Annotated in this window: 18 protein-coding genes; 12 read left to right on the top strand and 6 right to left on the bottom strand. The window is 69.4% G+C overall.

Annotation, left to right across the window (positions count from 1 at the left end; all coding sequences use genetic code 11):
• Window positions 1-147: 147 nt before the first annotated feature.
• Entirely contained in the window at window positions 148-1065 is a 918-nt protein-coding gene (gene sigJ, locus ACIPWY_RS33075) for an RNA polymerase sigma factor SigJ (protein WP_393702054.1), read from the bottom strand.
• Between the two features lie 101 nt (window positions 1066-1166).
• On the opposite strand from sigJ, the gene ACIPWY_RS33080 reads away from it, so the two are divergent.
• Both ACIPWY_RS33080 and ACIPWY_RS33085 read left to right on the top strand, forming a co-directional pair.
• Window positions 1167-1571 (top strand): hypothetical protein, encoded by a 405-nt coding sequence (locus ACIPWY_RS33080; protein ID WP_362907305.1) that lies wholly within the window; start codon window positions 1167-1169, stop codon window positions 1569-1571.
• An 81-nt stretch (window positions 1572-1652) separates the two neighbouring features.
• The gene (locus ACIPWY_RS33085; RefSeq protein ID WP_362907307.1) at window positions 1653-2570 is read left to right on the top strand and encodes an aminoglycoside phosphotransferase family protein; all 918 of its coding nucleotides are present in this window, start codon (window positions 1653-1655) and stop codon (window positions 2568-2570) included.
• A gap of 58 nt (window positions 2571-2628) precedes the next feature.
• Here the strand turns inward: ACIPWY_RS33085 and ACIPWY_RS33090 are convergent, their stop codons facing one another.
• The 5 genes from ACIPWY_RS33090 to ACIPWY_RS33110 all read right to left on the bottom strand — a co-directional run bounded on the left by ACIPWY_RS33090 (window position 2629) and on the right by ACIPWY_RS33110 (window position 11178).
• Window positions 2629-3147 carry a hypothetical protein gene (locus ACIPWY_RS33090; protein WP_393702051.1) on the bottom strand — a complete coding sequence of 173 codons (519 nt, stop codon included), beginning with the start codon at window positions 3145-3147 and terminating at the stop codon, window positions 2629-2631.
• 353 nt (window positions 3148-3500) lie between these two features.
• The gene (locus ACIPWY_RS33095) at window positions 3501-5327 is read right to left on the bottom strand and encodes a glycoside hydrolase family 15 protein (RefSeq protein ID WP_362907362.1); all 1827 of its coding nucleotides are present in this window, start codon (window positions 5325-5327) and stop codon (window positions 3501-3503) included.
• 511 nt (window positions 5328-5838) lie between these two features.
• A complete protein-coding gene (locus ACIPWY_RS33100) occupies window positions 5839-8871 on the bottom strand; it encodes a family 16 glycoside hydrolase (protein WP_401536237.1) in 3033 nt (1010 codons plus the stop codon).
• 467 nt (window positions 8872-9338) lie between these two features.
• Complete coding sequence (locus ACIPWY_RS33105) at window positions 9339-10088, bottom strand: hypothetical protein (RefSeq protein WP_393706017.1); 750 nt, start codon at window positions 10086-10088, stop codon at window positions 9339-9341.
• A gap of 505 nt (window positions 10089-10593) precedes the next feature.
• Window positions 10594-11178: a TetR/AcrR family transcriptional regulator gene (locus ACIPWY_RS33110; protein WP_393706016.1), complete on the bottom strand. Its 585-nt coding sequence runs from the start codon at window positions 11176-11178 to the stop codon at window positions 10594-10596.
• Between the two features lie 136 nt (window positions 11179-11314).
• Here ACIPWY_RS33110 and ACIPWY_RS33115 point away from each other — a divergent pair, with 136 nt between their 5' ends.
• The 10 genes from ACIPWY_RS33115 to ACIPWY_RS33160 all read left to right on the top strand — a co-directional run bounded on the left by ACIPWY_RS33115 (window position 11315) and on the right by ACIPWY_RS33160 (window position 22027).
• The gene (locus tag ACIPWY_RS33115; RefSeq protein WP_362907316.1) at window positions 11315-12133 is read left to right on the top strand and encodes an SDR family oxidoreductase; all 819 of its coding nucleotides are present in this window, start codon (window positions 11315-11317) and stop codon (window positions 12131-12133) included.
• A 165-nt stretch (window positions 12134-12298) separates the two neighbouring features.
• Entirely contained in the window at window positions 12299-13255 is a 957-nt protein-coding gene (locus ACIPWY_RS33120; protein WP_393706015.1) for an SDR family NAD(P)-dependent oxidoreductase, read from the top strand.
• A 111-nt stretch (window positions 13256-13366) separates the two neighbouring features.
• Complete coding sequence (locus ACIPWY_RS33125) at window positions 13367-14326, top strand: SDR family NAD(P)-dependent oxidoreductase (RefSeq protein ID WP_393706014.1); 960 nt, start codon at window positions 13367-13369, stop codon at window positions 14324-14326.
• A gap of 125 nt (window positions 14327-14451) precedes the next feature.
• Window positions 14452-16764 carry an ATP-binding protein gene (locus tag ACIPWY_RS33130; protein WP_401536241.1) on the top strand — a complete coding sequence of 771 codons (2313 nt, stop codon included), beginning with the start codon at window positions 14452-14454 and terminating at the stop codon, window positions 16762-16764.
• Between the two features lie 168 nt (window positions 16765-16932).
• On the top strand, window positions 16933-17415 hold the full coding sequence (locus tag ACIPWY_RS33135; RefSeq protein WP_393706012.1) for a hypothetical protein: 483 nt from the start codon (window positions 16933-16935) through the stop codon (window positions 17413-17415).
• 151 nt (window positions 17416-17566) lie between these two features.
• The gene (locus ACIPWY_RS33140) at window positions 17567-18808 is read left to right on the top strand and encodes a serine hydrolase domain-containing protein (protein WP_362907327.1); all 1242 of its coding nucleotides are present in this window, start codon (window positions 17567-17569) and stop codon (window positions 18806-18808) included.
• A 689-nt stretch (window positions 18809-19497) separates the two neighbouring features.
• Complete coding sequence (locus ACIPWY_RS33145) at window positions 19498-19983, top strand: GNAT family N-acetyltransferase (RefSeq protein ID WP_393706011.1); 486 nt, start codon at window positions 19498-19500, stop codon at window positions 19981-19983.
• Between the two features lie 154 nt (window positions 19984-20137).
• Complete coding sequence (locus ACIPWY_RS33150; protein ID WP_393706010.1) at window positions 20138-20785, top strand: class I SAM-dependent methyltransferase; 648 nt, start codon at window positions 20138-20140, stop codon at window positions 20783-20785.
• A gap of 529 nt (window positions 20786-21314) precedes the next feature.
• Window positions 21315-21806 (top strand): DUF2975 domain-containing protein, encoded by a 492-nt coding sequence (locus tag ACIPWY_RS33155; RefSeq protein ID WP_362907331.1) that lies wholly within the window; start codon window positions 21315-21317, stop codon window positions 21804-21806.
• Window positions 21806-22027, top strand: a complete 222-nt coding sequence (locus ACIPWY_RS33160) for a helix-turn-helix transcriptional regulator (RefSeq protein ID WP_362907333.1) — start codon at window positions 21806-21808, stop codon at window positions 22025-22027. Before ACIPWY_RS33155 ends, ACIPWY_RS33160 begins: the two co-directional genes overlap by 1 nt.
• The last annotated feature ends 35 nt before the right edge of the window (window positions 22028-22062 follow it).

Raw genomic sequence — 22062 nt, forward strand, 5'->3', positions numbered from 1 at the left:
GTGGGGCGGTGCCGGGCGCCCCGTCCCGGGGTCGCCGCCCCACGGATCCTCCACCGGCGGCCGCCCACGCGGCCGAGGCGCGCCGTGCCGCCTGAGCCAACCGGCCCAAGGGGCGCAGGAGGCGAAGAGGCTGAGAACGCAGGCCGGTCAGCCCTCCCGCACCCACGGCCGTAGCTTCTCCGGATTGCGGACCGCCCAGATCCGGGTGACGCGCCCGTCGGAGACGTCGAACGAGGCCACGGTCATGACGACGCCGCCACGCTGGGCCACCAGGCCAGGCGCACCGTTGACCGACCGTTCCAGGAGCTCGAGCCCCGGAGCCCTGTCGGCAATCGCGACCATGTACTGGGCGATGCGCGCGCCGCCCTCGAGCGGGCGCAGGACGGTGCCGACCATGCCGCCGCCGTCGGCGGTCATCACGGCGGCCGGGTTGAGGAGGCCGACGAGGGCCGCGATGTCCTTGGTCTCCCATGCCTCTTTGACGTGCCTCACCACGTCGGCCCGGCCGGCCGGCGTCACCGCAGGGCCCGCGACGCTCACCCGCCGCCGGGCGGACGCCGCCAGCTGCTTGCAGGCCGCAGGGGTCCGGCCGAGAACGTCGGCGATATCGGCGAACGGGTACCGGAAGACGTCGTGCAGGACGAACGCCACCCGCTCGGCGGGCGTCATCGACTCCAGGACGACGAGGAAGGCCATGGTCACCGACTCGTCCAGGACGATCTGGTCGGCGGGGTCTGCGGCGCCAGTTGGGTCGGCGCCGCCCGCGCGGTTCCATTCGGTGTGGTCGGGCAGCGGCTCGGGCAGCCACGCGCCGACATAGCGTTCACGTCGGGCCCGCGCCGATCCGAGCAGGTCCAGGCAGATGCGGCTGGTCACCGTCGTCAGCCAGGCGCCGGGGGACATGATCTCCTCCTGCCGGCTTCGAGTCAGCCCGTACCAGCGTGCGTAGGCATCCTGTACGGCGTCCTCGGCCTCGGTCACCGAACCGAGCAACCGGTAGGCGACATTGATCAGTTGGCGTCGCTCGCCGGCTATCTCATCTGTGCTGGTACCGACAGTCCCCATGCTTCCGGCCGCCCCCTCGCCTTACCTTTCGCAGGCCCGCGTCGTCGGGCTGGTGAGACCTTATCGATCTGCTGCCCGAGGGCGGAAAAGGGGACTGCGACATGGCTACTCAAGTGACGGCGACGGCGACAGCGGCGACGGCGAAAGCGGCGACGGCGAAAGCACGGCGCAGCTCCTCGTTCCTGAAGGGCGCGATCGCCTTGCAGACCCTGACGATCTTCCTTCAGGCGGTCTCCGCCGGACTGCTGCTGACCGCGTCCTACGGAGAGACACTGCACAGCGTCGGAGCCCGCGTGATGTACGGCGCGTCGATGCTGTACGTGCTTGCGGCGGTGCTGGCGTGGAAGCCGGGCGGCGGCTCGCTCCGGCCCGTCTGGCAAGCGTCGGGATTCCTCGTACTCGCCTCGGTCCAGGTCGTGCTCGGCATCGCGCACGTCCCGTCGGTCCATGTCCCCCTGGGTGTCTTGATGTTCGGTCTGAGTGTGCTGGCACTGGCCCGGCGCTGAGGCCTGTTGGCCACGTTCCGCAACTGGACTCGGACCCGCCGGGAGCCCAGGCAGGCCGCTACTCAACTATGGTTGCTCCGCATGACAGCCACCGAGACGGACATCACGGAGGACTTGATCCGGGGTCTGCTGCGCGAGCAGCACCCCGACTTGGCGGATCGCCCCGTGAAGCTCGCAGCGCTGGGCTGGGACAACCAAGTGTGGCGGCTCGGCGACGACCTCGCCGTCCGGTTGCCCTGGGCGACGCAGTCTGCGGACGCGCTGCTGCGCAAGGAACACACCTGGCTACCAGCCCTCGCCCCGCACCTTCCTCTGCAGATTCCCGTCCCCCAGCGCCTCGGTGAGCCCTCGGAGCGGTTTCCGCGGACCTGGCTCGTCACCACCTGGGTTCCGGGAGAGCCTGCCGACCTTGCCCCCGCGACGCGCGCGGCGGATGCGGCCGTCGCCCTGGCCGGCTTCCTGACGGCCCTTCACCGACCCGCCCCCGACGAGGCGCCCACAGGCCGAGACCGCGGTGGCCCGCTGGCCGACCGTGCCGAGTCCTTCGCTCACGGGCTCGCCTCGGCAGCCGAACGGGGGCTCATTCGCGACCCGGACGCCGTCCGTGCAGTCTGGGAAGACGCCGCCGCCGCGCCCGAGTGGGCAGGCCCGAGTCTCTGGCTCCACGGCGATCTGCATCCAGCCAACATCCTGACCACGAACGGAACTTTCTCCGGTGTGATCGACTTCGGCGACCTGTTCGCCGGCGACCCCGCCTGCGACCTGGCCGCCGCCTGGATCCTGCTGCCCGACGGCGCCGCCGACCTCTTCCACGAGACCTACCGGCCAAGCCCGGACGCCGCGACCCTGCGCCGCGCCCGCGGCTGGGCGGTGCTGCGCGCCCTCGGCGGGATCCACATCGGAGACGCCGGCGTCCACGGCCGCCCCGGAGGCAAGCCCACCTGGGGCCCACCCGCCCACGCCGCACTGCAACGCCTGACCGCATCGGTAGGCCGCTGAGCAAGCACCTCGCTGCCCGGCCGCCCGCCCCGCCTGGTGCGCTTTCCGGCTGAGGCGGTCAGGCCGCGCGGCAGAGTGCGCCCGCGCGGGCGGGGGTCGTGGTGCTGCGGGCCAGGGGCGGGTGTGCGGCGCGCGTGGTGGCTGCGACCGTCGAGCGGTTCCGTGCGAAGACGACGAGGCGCAGCATTGCGAACCGTGCGACGCCGGTGAGTGCGGAGGCGGACAGGTAGACGGCCTGTTCGAGTGCGGCACCGGGCTCCGCCACCAGTTGTTGCAGGACCAACATCGCCGCGCAGGTCACCGCGTACGCCGCTGCCGCCGATCCGGCCGACTGCGCATGCTGGCGCCGGGTCGCGCGCCGGCCCGCGCCGAAGGTGATGCGGGCGTGCAGCTCGGTGGCGAGGAGCGTGGACGCCACGGTGATCAGGGCGTTGGCCAGGCTCCAGGGAATCCAGGAGGCGAGGGCTGCCACGGCGAAGCTGGAGGCGAGTCCCACCCCGCCGCCGCAGAGCACGAAGCGGACGAAGGCGCTGAAGGCGCCGGATCCGGCCCGTTGCTCCCTCTGCGCTGTCTCCATGATCCGTCCCCCTTGGTCGCCCACTTCGCGAAGCGTGCGCCCTTCGGCCTGTGGGCCGGAGGGCGCACGACGCATTGCCCTTGGCGCCATAATGGCACACGCATGGCACCATGTGAAGTTCAATATGGCGCCGCCCGTGTTGCGAATGGCGTCATCGTGGCGCTGATGTCGGTGTGGGCACCGCGAACATGCAGGTCTACGACTCGGGGCGGCGGGATTCGTCCATCTCAGCAGGATCGATGTTCAGCGGAGCGGGCCGGCCTGGTCGGCGACCACCCGAACGACGTCAGGGTCGACGCTTTCAGCGTCGACCCTTCGACATTGACCACTGTTGACCGTGTTGACCGTGTTGATCAGCGCAGATCGGCCTTGTCGAGCTCCTCGTCGAGCGCCATCGCGGCGGTGATCAGGGCGAGGTGGGTGAACGCCTGGGGGAAGTTGCCCAGCTGTTCGCCGGTCGGGCCGATCTCCTCGGCGAAGAGCCCTACGTGGTTGGCGTAGGTGAGCATTTTGTCCATCGCGTAGCGGGCCTGTTCGAGGCGGCCCGCCCGCGCGAGCGCGTCCACGTAGAGGAAGCTGCAGAGCGAGAAGGTGCCTTCGCTACCGCGCAGGCCGTCCGGTGACGCCTCGGGGTTGTAGCGGTAGACGAGGCTGTCGGTGACCAGTTCGCGGTCCATCGCGTCCAGCGTGGACAGCCAGTGCGATGCCTTCGGTGAGAGGAAGCCGACCAGTGGCATGAGGAGCAGCGACGCGTCGAGGACCTCGCTGCCGTAGTGCTGGACGAATGCCTTGCGTTCGGCGTTCCAGCCGCGTTCCAGCACCTGGTTGAGGATGGCGTCACGTTCGGCGGTCCAGCGGGGCAGGTCGGCGGGCCGCGCGTACTGCGTGGCGAGGCGGATGCCCCGGTCGAGGGCGACCCAGCACATGAGCCGGCTGTAGGTGAAGTCCTTGCGGCCGCCCCGGGTCTCCCAGATGCCCTCGTCGGGCCGGTCCCACGTGTCGGCGAGCCAGTCGAGGAGCCCCGAGATCGCCTTCCACCCGTTGAAGCCGGCTACTTCGGCCAGGTCCGGGGAGTGGGTCATCGCGTAGGCGAACTCGCCGTAGATGTCGAGCTGGAGTTGGTCGGCGGCTGCGTTTCCGGCCCGTACGGGAGAGGAACCGCGATAGCCGGCGAGGTGTTCCAGGAGCTCCTCCGGCAGATGAGGGTCGCCGTCGATCCGGTACATGATCTGGAGGGGCTCGGCCCCGGGTGGGCGGGGCGCCTGCAGGCGCGCGCCCAGCCACTGGCGGAACGCGTCGGCCTCGTCGACGTAGCCGAGGTCGAGCAGGACCCTCATGGTCAGGGAGGCGTCGCGGATCCAGGTGTACCGGTAGTCCCAGTTGCGCTCTCCGCCGATCTGTTCGGGCAGCCCCATGGTGGCGGCGGCGATCGGGGCGCCGGTCGGCGCGTAGATGAGCAGCTTGAGGGTGATCAGCGAGCGGTTGACCATCTGCTGCCAGCGGCCTCGATAGCGGCAGTGGCGGATCCACTCGTGCCAGAAGAGACGGGTGGCGTCGAAGTCCGCCTGGAGCCCCTCCGTATCGACGGGTCCCGGGCCGGCGCTGCCGGCGGCGCGGGTGTCCAGGACGACTCCGGCGAGGTCTCCCGCTCGGAGGGTGACGGAGGCGCGGACGTCGTCACCGTCGGCGGCCAGAGGGAAGGTGCTGCGCAGGTGCACGTCGATCCCGGGTCCGCGAAAGGCCGCACTGTGGCCGTCCAGGGTCAGGGTGTGCGGGGCGCGGCCGTAGTCGAAGCGCGGCCTGCACTCGAGGTTGAAGGTGACTGTTCCCCGCACGACGCGCAGGCCGCGCACCAGACGGTGCCGGTCGCTGGGAACATCCGGCCGCGGGTCCACCGGCATGAAGTCGATGACTTCGCCGACGCCGTTCGGGGTCAGGAACCTGGTGACGAGGACGGCCGTGTCGGCCAGGTAGAGCTGCCGTACCGTCACGTCGCCGGTGTTTTCGGGGGCGAGGGTGAAGTGGCCGCCGCGCTCGTCGTCGAGGAGGGAGGCGAAAATGCTCGGCGAGTCGAAGCGGGGAGCGCAGAACCAGTCGATCGCGCCCGTGCCGGAGACCAGCGCGGCGGTCTGCAGGTCGCCGATCAGTCCATGGTCGGCGATCGGGGGGTAGCCGCCCATGCGTGGCCTCGTCTCTCGTGCGCTGCAGGCGCGGGCGTCCGGCACCTGCCCGTCGTCCCGTCCCACGCAACCCTCCCTGGTACCCCACGGCCACGCGGATGGGCCGACCGGGCGAGGAACCCGGACCGCGGAACCCGTGCGCAGGGGAGTCGCGCCCCTCCTTCCTCGTCCTCTGCAGAATTCGGCCTTGCGCCGCGAACGGCGTGCGGATGTCGGAGGGCCGGGACCTGCCGGTCGGCAGGCAGGCCTGGGCCCGGCCCGACGTCGGCCGGTGGGTGACACACCCCGTCAGCCCCGTCGTTCGGGTCGCCGTAGTTGTCCCGTAGTGCCGTGAGCTGGGTGGGAGAAGTCCACCGCGCGGGACTCGTCGAGCGTGGCTGGGAGTCCCGCGCCGGCGGACTGCGGTGTGAACGTTCCGACTGGCTGAGCCCGTCCAGTGCGCCGGTGGGCTTCACCCTGCCGACGGCCGGTCACCGGACCGTCGCCAGGGTGCCCTGCGGAAGCAACCGTGTCAGGACAGCGGCTCCACCCACACGTCCCGGAATCGCACCTTGTTCCCGTGGTCCTGGAGCCGGATCGCCCCGGCCGCCGCGGACTCCGGGTCGCCCGCGCCCGTCGGGCCGTCGACCGCCACGTCGTCATGGACCTTCTTGCCGTTCCACACCACCGTGATCCTGGCGTCGGAGGTCTTCTTGCCGTCCGCGTCGAAGCGGGCCGCGCGGAACGTGATGTCGTACGTCTGCCACGTCTCCGGCGCAGTCGACGCGTTGAGATCGGCGGCCTTCTTCTGGTAGATCGCCCCTGCCTCGTTGTCCGCGAGCTTCTCCACACCGAACGAGTCGAGGATCTGCACCTCGTAACGCTCCTGGAGATAGACCCCGCTGTTGCCCCGGTTCTGCCCGGTCACGTCGTCCGGCAGCTTCGGCACCCGGAACTCGACGTGGAGCTTGAAGTCCTGGAAGTGCTGCTTCGTACGCAGATCGCCGCAGCAGACCTCCATGGATTTCTCAGCGGTGTGCGGCCATTCGGCGCTGCGGCCGTCGCTGTGCTGCCAGGCGGTGGAGATGCTCCCGCCGGAGAACAGATCGATCCGGGCGCCGGGCCGCCGCACGTCGAGGGCGTCGAGATTCACATGACCGGTGTCACCGGCCCCGACGGCGTACGTGATCGTGTTGCGGCCCTTGCGCAGTTCGAGCCGCTCGGTCTTGGTGGACCAGCGGTTCCACTCGCCGGTGGACGGCAGGCTCGTCTGCTTCGGCTCACCGCCGTTGACACTGACGCCGAGCGTCTTCGTGCCAGGTGCGGGGTGCGGGCCGTTCGCGTACCGCAGGCCCACGTCGTAGGTGCCCTTCTTGTCGACCACGACATCGAAGCTCGCCTTCGCCCCCTGCTCGCCGAAGCCGTCGACGAAGCCCCCGCCGGTGTAGCCGGCGTGCTCGGTGTCGATGTCGGCACTGCCGGAGAGCTTCGCGGACTCGGCGTCGTAGGTGGTGACCGGCTCCTCGGGACCTGGCTTGGCGTTGAGCGTGTACCAAGCCTCGGTCGACCACAGCTGCTCGCCCCCGGACGACGAGAACGGGCGGGGCGAGCGCACGTGCACCACACGGTCCGCCTTCAGGCCCGGGATGGTGAGCCGGACCGTGCGGCGGTCGTCGGACAGCTTCGCCGACGCGACCGGCAGCGACTCCTCGTCGACCTTCGGCCCGCCGTAAGCGGGTGTCGGCACATACCGCCACTGCTCGACGGAGTACGCGCCCTTGGTCAGCTTGGCCGCGGTCTCCTCGGACAGGGGCTTGGTGTAGGTGAGCTCGAAGCCGCTCGTCGTCGCGCGCATCGTCTTGATGTCGAAGGCGGTCTTCCCGGTCGGCGTCAGCTTCTGCAGCCCGAAGCGGAGCTTGCCCTCCTGGCCCCAGTTGCCGTCGGCGCCGAGCCCACCGGTGTAGATGGCACCGTCGGGCCCGGTACTGATCCGGGTGATGCCGGACTCGAGGCCCTGCGTGTGCCGGAACACCGCACCCTGGTACTCGCCGTCGACCTTCTCCAGGTCGGCCCGCTGGAGTCCGCCGTAGGTGACGTCACCGAAAACCATCTGCCCGGCGAACGGCCCCTTCTTCAACTGCATCGGCGTACTGGGGGAGTTGGCGATCTCGTTCTGGGGCAGCCAGAGCGCCGGCTTGGTGACGGGCTTGTCGTCGAACGGGCCGTCCGGGTTCATGTAGTGGTTGAAGAACCGGTCCTTCTTGATGTGCACCAGCTTGGACGCGGGGAGCCAGCCGCCCTGGTTGTCCGCTACGAACAGATCGTCGCCCGGACCGCGCCCGATCCCGTTCGGGGTACGCAGTCCGCCGGCGAGATAACTGACCTTGCCCGTCGCCTTGTTGACCTTGATGGTCGTGCCGCGGTTCGGGGCGGGCTGCGGATCGGTACTGGCTCCGCCGTAGTTGATCGCGACCGAAAGATTCAGATAGAAGTCGCCCTTGTCGTAGAGCAGCCCGAAGGCGAACTCGTGGAAGTTCCCGCCGTACGGCCACTCGGCGACCTTCCGCCTCTCGTCGACGACATCGTCGCCGTCGGTGTCGTTCAGCTCGGTCAGCTGATGCTTCTCGGAGACATACAGCTTCCCGTCCACGTACTTGATCCCCATCGGCTCCTTGAGCCCGTCGGCGATCTTCTTGTACGTCACCTTGTCGGGCCCGGTGTCCCCGGTGACGTGGTCGAGGAGGTACACCTCGCCCTTCGTCTCGGTGCTCCCGCCCCAGGTGGTGATCGCAAGGCGGTCGTCGGGCAGCCAGTCCATCGCGGAGACCTGCGGCTCGAAGCCCTTGGGCCGCAGATCGGTCAGCTTGTAGCCGGGGTTGACCTCGGTCAGTGGCAGCCCGTCACCGGGGGTGTCGTAGGTCCCCTCGCACTCCTTGCGACCGGGCGCCGTCACTCGTACGACACCGGCGTCCGTGCTCAGCACGGAGTTCGGTACGGTCGTGAACTCGCTTGCTCCCGGCGGCTTCCACTGCAAGGTGACCTGCTGGCCGCCACCCGCGTCGAAGTGGTCGATGCGCAGCGGCCGGTAGCCGGCGTTCAGCGTGATCTCGCCGTCCTTCGGCTCGGCTCCGTGCAGGCCGTCGTGGTCGATGACCTGCTGATCGCCGACGAAGAGCCGTGAACCGTCATCGCTGATCAGCCGGAAGGCGTACGAGCCGGCCTCCGGCACGTTCAGATTGCCGATGATCTGCGAGACGAAACGGTCGCTGAACCCGAAGCCGTCGGTCGAGGTCCAGTCGGCGGTGGGGATCAGCTTGTCCACGTTCGGGGTCTGCGCGGGCTTGAGGTCGCACAGCTTGCTCAGCGGCGACTGGACGTCGAAGACGCGCAGGGTCACTCCCGGTTCCTGCGGGGGCAGGTCCGCGAACGGCCTCGGATCGCCATCGGCCGCGGCCGATGGCGGGGCCATCAGACCGGCACCGAGGAGAGCGGTGAGCAGCAGCCCGGTGGCTCTTCGGGCGCCGCGACGTCTGGGGCGGGACACGTGCACGGGGCGTGGCGTCACTCTTCCTCCTGCGTGGTTCCGCTGTGGGTAACGCAGACTTCTGTGGCCGAGCGACGCTCAGCGTAGGGATGAGGTCGCGGAGCGTCCACACTTTGTCCACAGAAAAGAAGAACCGCAAGAGAGTTGGCCGAGACCGAAGTGCCGTCCGGGTGGGAATCGCTGGGTACGGCCCCAGCAGGGCACGGCACTCCCGAATGGTCCATCACGCACGCACTGGCGGACCGGGAGAGCCCGATCCCGACCGCCGCCTCGGGCCGGCTGACGCTCCCCTGACGACTTCGTGAGGAGCGTCGTCGGCTACTGCACCGAAGCGCGGATGAAGTCACGGCGGGCAGTCATGGCCCTGGGTGGCGCTGTGGCCGATCGAGGGCGGCCTCCCCGAGACCGCCCCTGACAAGCCCTCAGCCCGATGACGGTTCGGCCGCCTCGAGACCCCAAGGATCGACAGTCGAGCTCTGCCTGGCGTGCTAACCCGCGCTGCCGCGGGTCACGCGCGCACCTGCGCCGACCGTGGTCACCTGGGTGCTGCCGTAGCCGGCGCACTCTCCGTATTCCTTGACCCACTTCGTTGTGCCGGACAGGGAGCCGGAGGACGGTCCGCCGAACGTGACGTCGTAGCGCGGCTGCTGGTCGCAGCTGGGGACGTTGTAGTACTCGATGAAGCCCGACTGTGAGGCCTTCAGGTTGCCGGAGCCCGCAGGCAACTTGTAGGTGCCGACGGGGATCCGCTGTCCGTTGTTGGTGTCGACGACGGTGCCTGACCAGGTGTCGGTGCCGGCCTGGGTGATCTCGACGCGGAAGGCGTGGCCGTACACGGCGTCGAAGTCCACTCCGCAGCTGACGCCGGCGCCGCCGTCGGCCCCGTCCGAACAGTTGGCGTGGGTGCTCGTCGTGCCGCTGATGAAGGAGGAGAACACCCCGCGCAGGCGCTGATGCCCGTTGGCATCCGGCCGCGGCTGCAGTCCTGCGTACCCGATGTCGCTCTGCCCGGTGAACCCGTACTGCATCGCGAAGTAGGTCCCGGCTACGTGGGCGGTGCCGGTGTTCACGGTGATCGGGAAGTTGAGGGATGTCAGCCCCTCGCTGGGAGCTCCGCTGATGGACCACGACAGCAGTTCGTTACCGCCGAAGGTCTGTGCCTGTGCGTCAGGTGCTGCGATGAACGGGACGAGTGCAGCCAGGGCTGCAGCCGCAGTGCGGGTCAACGCTCGCTTCATCTGATTCTCCTCAAGGGGTGTTGAAGGTGAGCCGGGTCGTGAACGGTTGGGCGCCGCCTTCTCGGTCCGGGGTGGCTGTGTGGCCTCGACGTTGCCGGGACTCCTGGACCAACGACCAGGTGTTGCCGGTTACTTCGCATTGCTTTGAGTTACTTCGCGACTCGGAGGGGGAGTCCATCGAGGGCCAGTGCGGCGTGCGGTCATGCTCATGACAAATGCCCGCGCCGACAACCGCCGCATCGGTAGGTGCCTTCTTCGTTCGTCGGAACTCTGCAGTCCAATTTGCCTGCGAAGACTATGGCGCCGCGCTTGGGGAGTGTCAATACTTGCTCGTAAATACGCGACTTCAAGCAGAATCAATCATGTATTCATTCATGGCCATAGTGCGATCGAGGCGGACGCTCGTTCGCCCGCCGTCGAGTGACGCCGCGCTCTGTCCGTTGAAGTGAGCGCGGCGACGCCGCCCCCTCGGATGCAGCCCCGGATGTGGCGCGCGTCCGGCCCGTCAGTCGGAGGTCGTGCCGGGGCCCGCCTGCCGGAGGCAGCGTTCGAGGCGGTGCATGAATCCGTCGAAGGACTCGTCCGCGCCCCAGGTCTCGTAGGCACTGTTGGTGGCGGCCAGCGCGAGGTTCATCTGCAGTATCGCGGTCATGTCGTCGGCCGGGGTGGCGCGCGCGGCCACCCACTGCCGCAGGTCGGCGAAGAACTGTGCGCCGAAGCTCTGCGCGGACTGCGCGAAGGCGGGCGACTTCGCCTTGAGGCGGCGGTGCAGCGGCAGCGTTTCCCGCAGGCTTTCGCAGAACCCCGTCATGATCGCGGCGAGCGAGTCCCAGAGCGGCTCGTCGGCGGGGCGGCCGTCCATGAGGGCCTGCCAGTCGCGCCGCTCCTCGGGGTCCTGGTCCACCACCACGGCCTCTTTGCCGGCGAAGTAGTTGAAGAAGGTCGCGCGCGAGACGTTCGCCGCGGCGGCGATCTGTTCGACGGTCGTGGCCTCGTAGCCCTGCTCCTCGAAGAGCCGCAGCGCGGCCACCCGGATGGCACGCCAGGTGGCCAGCTTCTTGCGCTCCCGCAGGTTCATTGTTCCTCCCATGCGGCCCATCCTACGTTCAGATTCCTGGACGGATACATTTCTGGATCGATTCATCTTTGGACTCGTCTAAGTTTCTGCGCTACGGTGAAGTCAGTGCCGGGGACAGCCCGGGAAAGCAGTCTCGTCAGGAGGACTCATGAGCAAGGTCTGGTTCATCACCGGTACGTCCCGCGGCCTCGGCCGCTCGTTCGCCGAGTCGGCGCTGGAGCGTGGGGACAAGGTGGCCGCGACCGCCCGGAACGTGGCCGCACTCGACGATCTGGTCACCAAGTACGGCGACGAAGCCGTCCTGCCGCTGGCGCTCGACGTCACCGACAAGGCGGCCGTGGGCACCGCGGTGACCGCCGCGCACGAGAAGTTCGGCCGTCTCGACGTCGTGGTCAACAACGCCGGCTACGGCCTGTTCGGCATGGTCGAGGAGGTCACCGAGCAGCAGCTGCGCGACCAGATGGAGACGAACCTCTTCGGCGCGTTCTGGGTCACCCAGGCCGTGCTGCCGATCCTGCGCGCCCAGCGCAGCGGCCACATCGTGCAGATCTCGTCCGTCGGAGGCATCGGCGCGTTCCCGTCCCTCGGCGCGTACCACGCCTCCAAGTGGGCACTCGAAGGCTTCAGTGACGCCCTCTCCCAGGAGGTCGCCGGCGCGGGGATCAAGGTCACCATCGTCGAGCCGGGCGGCTTCGCCACCGACTGGGGCGGCTCCTCCGCCACTCAGGCCGAGCCCAACCCCGCCTACGACCAGGTCCGCGAGGCCATCGCGGCCCGCTTCGGCGATGCCCGGTACGCCGAACCCGGCGACGCCGGCGCCGCCCTGCTGCGGATCGTCGACGCCGAGAACCCGCCGCTGCGAGTGCTGTTCGGCACCGAACCCATCGAGATCATCGAGCCCCTGTACGCCGAGCGCCTCAAGACCTGGTCCGACTGGCAGGACGTCTCCCGGATCGCGCAGGGCTGACGGGCCGCGCCGCCTCGCGTCCGGCCCCGGGGCGGAGGCCTGACGGCCGGCCGTCGCAGCGTCCTCGCCTCCCGGCCGCAGGAGGACGGGTCCGGACTCGCCCACATCGCCAAGGTCACCCCCATTACCCCCATCACCCTCATTGCTCACGTCAGGAGACACCTCATGTCCGTACCTCAGACACCCCGCACGTTCGGTGCGACCACCACGGCCGCCGAGGTGATCGACGGCGTCGACCTGCACGGCCGCCGCGCCGTGGTCACCGGAGCCAGTTCCGGGATCGGGGTGGAGACGACCCGGGCGCTCGCCGCGGCAGGCGCCGACGTCACCCTGGCCGTCCGCAACACCGACGCGGGCGCCGCCGTGGCGGCGCGGCTCGAAGCGGAACTGCCGCCCGGTTCCGGGAAGTTGACAGTGAGTCAGCTCGACCTGGCAGACCGGTCGACGGTCGCGGCGTTCGTGGCGGCCTGGAACGGCCCGCTGGACATCCTCGTCAACAACGCCGGAGTGATGGCCCCGCCCGAGATCGCCCGCACGGCGGACGGCCGGGAATGGCAGTTCGCCGTCAACCACCTGGGCCACTTCGCCCTCGCCACCGGGCTGCACCCGGCGCTCGCCGCGGCGGACGGCGCCCGGGTCGTCGCAGTGAGTTCCATCGGTCACCTCTTCTCCCCGGTCGTCTTCGACGACCTGGACTACCGCTTCCGCCCCTACGACCCCTGGACCTCCTACGGGCAGTCGAAGACCGCCAACGCCCTCTTCGCCGTCGGCGCCGCCTCGCGCTGGGCGGACGACGGCATCACCGCCAACGCGCTGATGCCGGGCAACATCGCCGACACATCCCTGGCCCGGCACATGGACATGCAGCAAGTGACCGACTTCATCGCCTCGGGCGAGCTCGCACTGCCGCCGCAGAAGACGGTGGAGCAGGGCGCCGCCACCTCCGTACTGCTGGCCGCTTCGCCGACGGTCGAAGGCGTCACCGGCCGCTACTACGAGGACTGCGCGGAGGCCGAGCCGGTCACCGAACGGGCGGGCGCCACCGCCGGCGTCGCACCGTACGCCCTCGACCGGGACAACGCGGCTCGCCTGTGGGCCACGTCCGAGGCCCTCATCCGCTGACCGGCGCCGCCGGCTGTCCGTCCCCGGCCACTCGACCTCTCAGTGCAGACCCAGGAACGACATGACTGGACGGACTCAGGAACGACATGACTGAACAGACCCAGGAACAACATGACTGACACCACCCGTCTGACCACCCCGTTCGACCGCGAGTCCACCGCCGACGAGGTCCTCGCCGGCATCGACCTGACCGGCAAGCGCGCCGTCGTCACCGGCGGAGCCTCCGGCATCGGCATCGAGACCGCCCGCTCCCTGGCCCGTGCGGGCGCCGAGGTGACCCTCGCCGTGCGCAACACGGAGGCGGGCCGGAAGGTCGCCGCCGACATCACCGCCACCACCGGGAACCCCGAGGTCGGCGTCGCCGCACTGGAACTGACCGACCGGTCATCGGTGGCCTCGTTCGCCGACGCCTGGTCCGGCCCGCTGCACATCCTCCTCAACAACGCCGGCGTCATGGCCGTGCCCGAGCTGCGCCATACGCCCGAGGATGTCGAGTACCAGTTCGCCACCAACCACCTCGGCCACTTCCAGCTCGCCCACGCCCTTCACGCCGCCCTGGCGACCGAAGGCGGACGCATCGTCGCGGTCAGCTCCAACGGACACCTGCTCGCACCGGTCGACTTCGACGACATCGACTTCGACCGCCGCGCCTACGATCCGTGGCTCGCCTACGGCCAGTCCAAGTCCGCCGTCACGCTGTTCGCCGTCGAGGCGTTCCGGCGCTGGGCCGATGACGGCATCACCGCCAACGCCCTCAACCCGGGCGGCATCCGCACACCGCTCCAGCGCCACCAGCAGAACATGGACGTGGACCCGGCGACCCAGGCGATCTTCGACAACTATCCCTGGCGCACCGCCGAGCAGGGCGCCGCGACGTCCGTGCTCCTGGCCGGGTCGCCGCTGGTGGAAGGGGTCGGCGGACGCTACTTCGAGAACAGCAACGAAGCCCTCCCGCACGACCATGCAACGGCCGCCGACAGCCCGGAGCCGTCCGGTGTCGCTCCCCACGCCTTGGACGACGAGTCCGCGACGCGCCTGTGGGAGGTGTCCCGTCGGATGCTCGCCCACTGAGGCTCTGATCAAGGAGTAGCGGTCCAATTCGCCCCCACTGCACATCAGTTGGCGACACCCCAGGTCAACGGCCGACTCTCCGAACGAAACCGCCCGGCCCACCTCGGTTCATCTAGGATCAGCGCGTGAAACCGGGGGAGGGGCTGGCAAGCGTGCATGAGGAGTTGGCAGGGCGGCTACGGCAGTTGCGCGACCTGACCGGACGAAGCCTGCGGGAGCTGGCCCGCGACGTCCACGGCAGCAGTTCCTCGCTGTCGCGCTACTTCTCCGGCCAGTCCGTTCCACCCTGGCCGACGGTGGTTGCGCTGTGCAAGGCAGCCGGTCGTGACCCCCGGGCGATGCGTGAGGTGTGGGAACGGGCCAAGGGCGAGCCCCAGACGAACACCGCCGTCACCGTGCCGGTGCGTAATGACCTGCCGCACGACATCACCGCCTTCACCGGACGCCGGGCGGAGCTGGCCGCTCTCCTCAGCGCCGCGCGGAACGCGACGATAGTGGCGATCGACGGCATGGGCGGGGTGGGCAAGACGGCACTGGCCGTACACGGCGCGCACCTGCTGACCGCCGACTTTCCCGGTGCCCAGCTCTACCTGGACCTGCGCGGGTTCACTCCGGGCCGGGAGCCGGTCGAGCCCGCGGAGGCGCTGCGTCTGCTGCTGGCCGCGCTCGGGGTGCCGCCCGGCAGGATTCCCGACGGGGTCGCCGAGCGGGCCGCGCTGTGGCGGTCGGAGCTGGCGGCCCGGCGCGCGATCGTGCTGCTCGACAACGCCGCCGACGCCGATCACGTACGCGATCTGCTCCCCGGTGCCGGCCAGAGCCTCGTCGTGATCACCAGCCGCCGGCGGATGGTGGAACTGGACGGGGTCCAGCCGATCTCGCTGGACGTCCTGCTGACCCAGGAGGCGGCGGAGCTGTTCGTGGCATCGGCGGGCGGGTCCCGTCCCGGTGATGTCGGTGAGGTGCTGCGCCGGTGCGGGAACCTCCCGCTGGCCATCCGGGTGGCCGCCGCGCGCCTGCGGCACCGGCCCGCGTGGACACTCGACACCTTGGTGCAACGGCTGCGCGAGGGCGAGTTGGCGGTGTCGGACGTGTTCGAGATGTCGCTGCGGCAGCTCGACTCCGCCCAGCGACGGATGTTCGGGCTGCTGGGGCTGGTACCGGGCGAGGACATCGACGCGTACGGAGCGGCAGCCCTGGCCGGGATCCCGTTGGCCAACGCCCGATCCCTGCTGGAGGACCTGGTCGATGTCCATCTGCTGCAGGAGCCGTCGGCAGGCCGCTACCGGATGCACGACCTGTTGCGGCAGTCCGCCCGTGCCGAGGACGCCGCGGCGGACCCCGGACCGGCGATCGCCCGCCTCGCCGACTACTACCTGAGCGGCATGCTGGCCACGACAGAGGTGATCGAGCTGGTCGTCGTCCCCGTGCCGGTCATCGTGTCGCAGAAACCTCCCGCGCTCCCCGACCTCTCCCATGACGGAGCCCTCGACTGGCTGGACACCGAGTGGGGCAACATCACCGCGACGTTCCTGCTCTGCGTGGAGCTGCGCATCGACGCGTCGGCGGTCGGGCTCGGCCAGTTCGCCTTCGTGATCGCCCTCGGGCGGCGCGGTGGCATGGCACAGGTGTGCCGCGGCCTCGAGGCCGCCATGCCCGCAGCCATGGCGCTCGGCGAGCGCCGGGTGCTCGCCTCCCACCGGTACTTGCTGGGCGCCGCGCTGATGCGAGTGGGCCGACTGGAGGAGGCGGTGCCGGAGCTCGAGGCGGCCCGCGTGCTGATGTCGGAGGAGGGCGACATCGTCGGTGAGGCCCTGGCCGTGGAACAGCTGGCGGAGGTCCGGCTGTACGCGGCCGACGCCAAAGGCGCCATCGAACTCGTACGCCGGGCTGCCGGACTCGTGCCGCCCGGCGAGGCCGCCGTCCGCGTGTACATAGGCGTACGCCTGGGGCGGGCCCTCGTGCTGCTGGGAGAGCACGGCGAGGCCCGCGAGGTCGTCTCGGACCTGCTGAAGACCGCGTGCGAGCTGGACCGGCAGAAGGAGCGCATGTGTCTGGACGTGCTCGGCCGGGCGGCCCTCGGCCTGGGAGAAGCCCGTACCGCCCTCGACCTGGCGGAGCAGGCCGTCGCGATCAGCCGGGAGACTCGCCATCCGGTGTTCGAGGCCATAAGCCGCACGGACGCCGCCGTGGCGCTGCGCCACCTCGGTGCCACCGAGGAGGCGACGGCCATGCATGCCGAGGCCATGCTGATGCTCGAAGTGGCCGGTGAGCCGCATCGAATGGTGCGCAGCCTCCTCCCGTATGCGGAGGCGTGCCTGGCCTCCGGCGATCGGGAGGCCGCGGCGCGGCACTTCCGGGCGGCACTGGAGACCGCCGGCGCGCACGGCATCAACTACCTGGTACCGGCGGCGCGTTCGGGCCTGGCCCGGGTGTCTTGAGCCTGTTCCAGAGTGGTGCAGGTGTCCCGTCCCGTCCCGGAACACCCGAGAGGCCGCCGCGGCCCGGCGTGAGTGCGCAGGTAGGCCGGGTCCCGCTGAGATGCGGCCCGTCCCGGAAGACGCGGCAGGGGTTGTCCCATACGGGCTGCCGCGCCGAGGCTCTTCGTCATGCACACACCGCCTTCCCTGCTCGCCGAACTGGACGCGCTGCCCGCCCGGTGGGAAGTGCAAGGCACGCTCGCCGCGCCCGTCACAGCGGTCGCCGCGCTCCTCCTCACCGTCGCCGAGGGGCGGGTCGGCGACGACAACCTGCTGGTACTGGCCAGGGCTTCGGCTGCTCGGCAGGGGGCGATGTCCGTCGTGGCAGGGTCCGGTGCCGACGCCTACCGAGCCGAGCTGGCCGGGCCGTTGGAGCCGGTGGAGATCCAGGTGGACCGGGTGCGGTCCAGGGTGGCGGTGCAGAGCTGGTACGCCGGGGTGCATGCCGTCGCCGCCTGCCCCGACGGTACTCGGGTGACGCATCGCGTCCACAGGGTTCTCCCCGGCCATCCCGGGTTCGCGGCCGGGATCGCTGAGATCGGCCTGCGTGCCCGAATGTCACGCGATCTGGGGCAGGTGCTGGGCGTGATTGCCGACCGGCTCGGCTGCTGACCCCGCGCCGCGCGCAGGCCCCTCCGCTGCGCCCTCAAGGTCGGTCGCCTGCGTGGGGGATTCCCTCGGGCGCCCCGACCCAGGCAGTCCAGACATCACAGGCGTGAAGGACCGCATTCCATCATCCGTGCGTTCAACTGAAGGAGCACACATGCCCATCGCCGTTGCCGACCAGCACGACGGCTTCTCCAAGACAGGCGTGCAACGAGTGCGAGACGTCCTGGCGCGGCATGTCGAGTCCGGGAAGATTCCTGGGCTCGTGGCGCTGTTCAGCCGCGGTGGTGGGACGCATGTCGAGGCGCTCGGGACGATGCGCCATGACGGTGGCGCGCCGATGCGCCGGGACACGATCTTCCGGATGGCCTCGACGTCCAAGCCCGTCGCGGTCGCGGCGGCGATGGTCCTGCTCGACGAGTGCAGACTGCGGCTGGACGACCCGGTGCAGGAGTGGTTGCCCGAACTCGCCGACCGGCAGGTGCTGAAGCGCATCGACGGCCCGCTGGACGACACCGTGCCGGCGCGGCGGCCGATCACCGTACGGGACGTGCTGACCTCCACTTTCGGGATCGGCATGGATATGACGTCGCTCGGCACTCCGATCATGGGCGTGATCTTCGAGCAGGGACTCACACCCAACCTGCCGGAGCCTATGCCGGAGCCGGATGAGTGGCTGCGCCGCCTGGGCGAGCTTCCGCTGATGCACCAGCCTGGAGAGCGCTGGCAGTACCACATCGCCAGCGACCTGCTCGGCGTACTCGTCGCCAGGGTCACCGGCCAGTCGTACGAGTCGTTCCTGCGCGAGCGCATCTTCGACCCGCTGGGGATGAAGGACACCGGATTCCACGTGCCGGCCGACCAGATGGACCGGCTGCCGCCGCTGTACGCTCCCGACCCGCAGACCGGAGAGTTCCAGGTGTGGGACGAGGCCGAAGGGGGACGCCACAGCACGCCTCCGGCGTTCCAGGGTGGCGGCGGTGGACTGAACTCCACCGCCGACGACTACCACGCCTACTTCCGGATGCTGCTCAATGGCGGGATGCACGGGAGCGAACGGATCCTCTCCCGGGCTGCCGTCGAGCTGATGACCACCAACCGCCTCACGCCCGAACAGCAGGCCGCCCGGCACGAGTTGGCCACCAACAACGTCCATATCTCCTTCGGCCAGGGCCAGCACGGAGGCTGGGGCTTCGGGATGGCGGTGCGCACCTACCGCGGTGACTACGCACCGATCGGCCAGTTCGGCTGGGACGGCGGAAGCGGCGCCTCGACGTACGCCGACCCGGACAACCAGCTCACCGGCATCCTGCTCACTCAGGTCGGGGCGTCCGTCCCGGATCCGGTGCGGCTCATGCACGACTTCTGGACCACGCTCTATCAGGCAATCGACGACTGACACCGAGCCGGCTCCCCGGTCTCCGTGGGCCCGCCCTCAACCCGACGACACCAACGGTCAGCAGCCTCATGACGGCCGAACGTCGATGTCGGCGCGGCGAACCCACACACCGCTGCTCCAGATGGGCCAACGCCTCCTGGCGGGCCTCTTGTCGGACCACACTCGCCGTCGCGGCCTTCGTCCCGGTCACGTGTACTCCTTGGTCGGAGCACAGGATCAGGCGAAGGCCGTGAGTGTGTCCGGCGTCATGAAGCGTCCCCGGTAGGCGAGGGTTGTCTCCGCTTCATGCTTCATGCCGGCGCGTGGGGGGGGGAGTCCCTGTCTGGGTGCGGGTTCGAAGGTTCATGGATGGCCGGCCCTGTGAGCGACGACCTCGTACCCGGCTGTCCTCCTCGCCGAGGAGTTGCTGCTCGGGCGCGCGAACCGATGGGGAGGAGCGACCCGTCGCCTCGTGACCGCTTTACCGCTTCACCGCTCAGCCGGGATGAAACATGCGATGGGGCCGTGTGGAGGCCATGGACGACACATGTCCAGGCAAGCCGCCTCGATAGCCTCCCCGTCCGCGCCCGGTGTCGTGCCGCGCAGTTCGACGTCCCGCAGTTCGACGCCGTGCACGTCGATCAGTGAGTCTTTGAGATCCTTTGCGGAGACTCGTAGTTGGGTTCCGGCGCCGTGTCAGTGTGGGGCGCATGGATGTTCAGATTGGTGAGTACAGCCGCCACGACGAGGAGTATGTCGTCGAGTTGTCTCTTCGTGCATGGGCACCGGTTTTCGCCTCGATGCAGCGTGTTCTAGGGGAGGAGCTTTTCCTCCGTTTGCACGGTGCCTGGCGCGAGTACCAGGAGAGAGCGGTGCGGCAGGTGCTCTCTGAGAGCGCGATGGAGGTCTGGGTGGCCGAGAGAGAGGGCCGGGTTGTCGGTTTTGTTGCAGCGACGGTGTCCGAGCCCGCCCGTCTCCTCGGAGAAGTCTCGATGCTGGCCGTGGATCCACACGCTCAAGGGGGTGGCATCGGGGCCCGACTCACCGAACACGCCACGGCCTGGCTGCGTGGCGCTGGGATGCGGGTCGCGATGATTGACACGGGTGGCGACGCAGGCCATGCCCAGGCCCGCCACGTCTATGAGAACGCCGACTACACGCTCATGCCTGTGGCCCGTTACTTCAAGGCTCTTTGAGTAACCTCCGCGCCGCGCTGCGCCGGACCGGGTCGCAGGGGGAGTGGCGGACGGGGGTTCTCTGAGCTTTCGATAGCCGGCGCGAACGGGCGTGAGTGAGGGAGGATCGCGCTTCTCTCGGCTCGCCTCAGCGCCAGGAACTAGTGTCGTGAGCATGGTTGAACACGATGCCCTCAGCGCCACCCGCGAGGCGTACGACGCTGCTGCCACCACGTATGCGCAACTCTTCCGCGACACACTGCGTGACAGTCCCCTGGATCGCGCGATCTTGGGTGTCTTCGCCGAGGTCGTCAGTGCGAGTGGGGACGGTCAGGTCGCGGACCTGGGATGCGGGCCTGGCCATATCACTTCCTATCTGGGCGAGTTGGGGCTGGCGGCGTTTGGTGTCGACACCTCTCCTGCGATGATCGATTTGGCTCGACAGGCCTATCCGGATCTGCGGTTCGACGTGGGTTCGATGGCGGCGCTGGACATTGCGGACGGTGTGCTGGGCGGCGTCCTTTCACGGTGGTCCATCATTCACACTCCGCCGCAAGAACTCCCCGTCATCCTGGCGGAGTTCCACCGTGTGCTGGCTCCTGGCGGCCACCTTCTGATCGGCTTCTCGGCAACTGATGATCCGTCTCACCTGACGCAGGTCTTCGATCACGCAGTCGCCCCGGCCTATCGGTGGTTCCCTGATCACCTCGCCGGGATGCTGCGTAAGTCAGGGTTGGCCGAGGTGGCCCGGACGGTCCGCGAGCCTCAGCCCACCGACCGGCGGCAGTTCCGGGAGATTCAGCTGCTCGCCCGTAAAGCCTGAGGGCCGTCCTGTTAACGACCTTCGAGCACGGCCCCGCCTCGAGGAACCGCTCCAGCAGCGTGAGCCGCTCCGCACGGCGGACCTCCGACGGCCCGGTCTGCTGCCGCCGCTGCTCCGTCCGCTCGGCCGACGCACCGTGGGGAATCTGGACGAGCTGGTCACCGGCTAGGGGTTACAGGTCCCTGGTGCGGGGTGAGGTTGTGCAGGCGGCCGATGCCGAGCTTGGCGTGGTGGGCGCCTGAGTTCTGTCTTGTGGGGCGGTGCGTCGAAGTCCGGCTCGAAGGCTCTGGGGGCGGGGATCGCTGCGTGCGGGCACCGGTTAGGGCTTCGGTGTAGTGGTGGCGTCCGATGTGCGCTCAAGTGAGGCCGGCTTCGAGAGGATCAAGACGGTTGGCGCGAACGCCGTGCGATGGGAGAGGCGGCGGCGTCCCGCCATGGCGCGAAACCGCCGCCCACCCTTCGTCCCGGCACTTGCTTCATCTATCGATATTCGATAGGTTCCCATCGTGAATCGATGGAAGGATGGGTCATGGGAAAGCTGACGGTGGGTGCTCTGCGCGCCGTGCTCGTGGTGGTGCTCGGCGGCACCGTGTTCGTGCAGGCGGGGATGGTGTGGGCGTTGGTCAGCGGGAACGACCCGGAGGACGGGTCGCTTCCGCTGACTGCGCTGCGCGTGCTCACGATTCTGGGCATGGTGTCGGTCCAGGTGGCGCTCGTCTGCGTATGGCGGCTGGTGGCGATGGTGCGGCGTGGAACGGTGTTCTCCTATGCCGCGTTCCGGTACGTGGACGTCGTGATCGGCGCGATCGTGGCGGCTGCCCTGGTGTGGTTCGCAGTCACGGCCTTCAATGCGCCGGGCCAGCGGGAGGACCCGGGTGTGACCGTCATCATGGGCGGGGTCGGTGTGGCCATCCTGGGGGTTGCGCTTTTTGTGCTCGTGCTGCGGATGTTGCTAGCCCAAGCTGTCGCGCGCGATGTCGAAGCGTCGCAGTTGCAGGCCGAGTTGGACGAGGTGATCTGATGGCGATCGCCGTCGATATCGACGTGATGCTGGCCAGGCGGAAGATGTCCGTGGGCGAGCTGGCGGACCGCGTGGGGATCACTCCGGCCAACCTGGCGGTACTCAAGAACGGCCGCGCGAAGGCGGTGCGCTTCGCGACGCTCGCCGCGCTTTGTGAGGTGCTCAAGTGTCAACCGGGTGACCTGTTGCGGTGGGAGGCCGAGGACGCCGCGGGCGGATGACGCGCCTCAAGGTCGGGGTGAAGAGGCCTCGGGCC

It is taken from the genome of Streptomyces sp. NPDC090032, assembly GCF_044748025.1.
Lineage (GTDB): Bacteria > Actinomycetota > Actinomycetes > Streptomycetales > Streptomycetaceae > Streptomyces.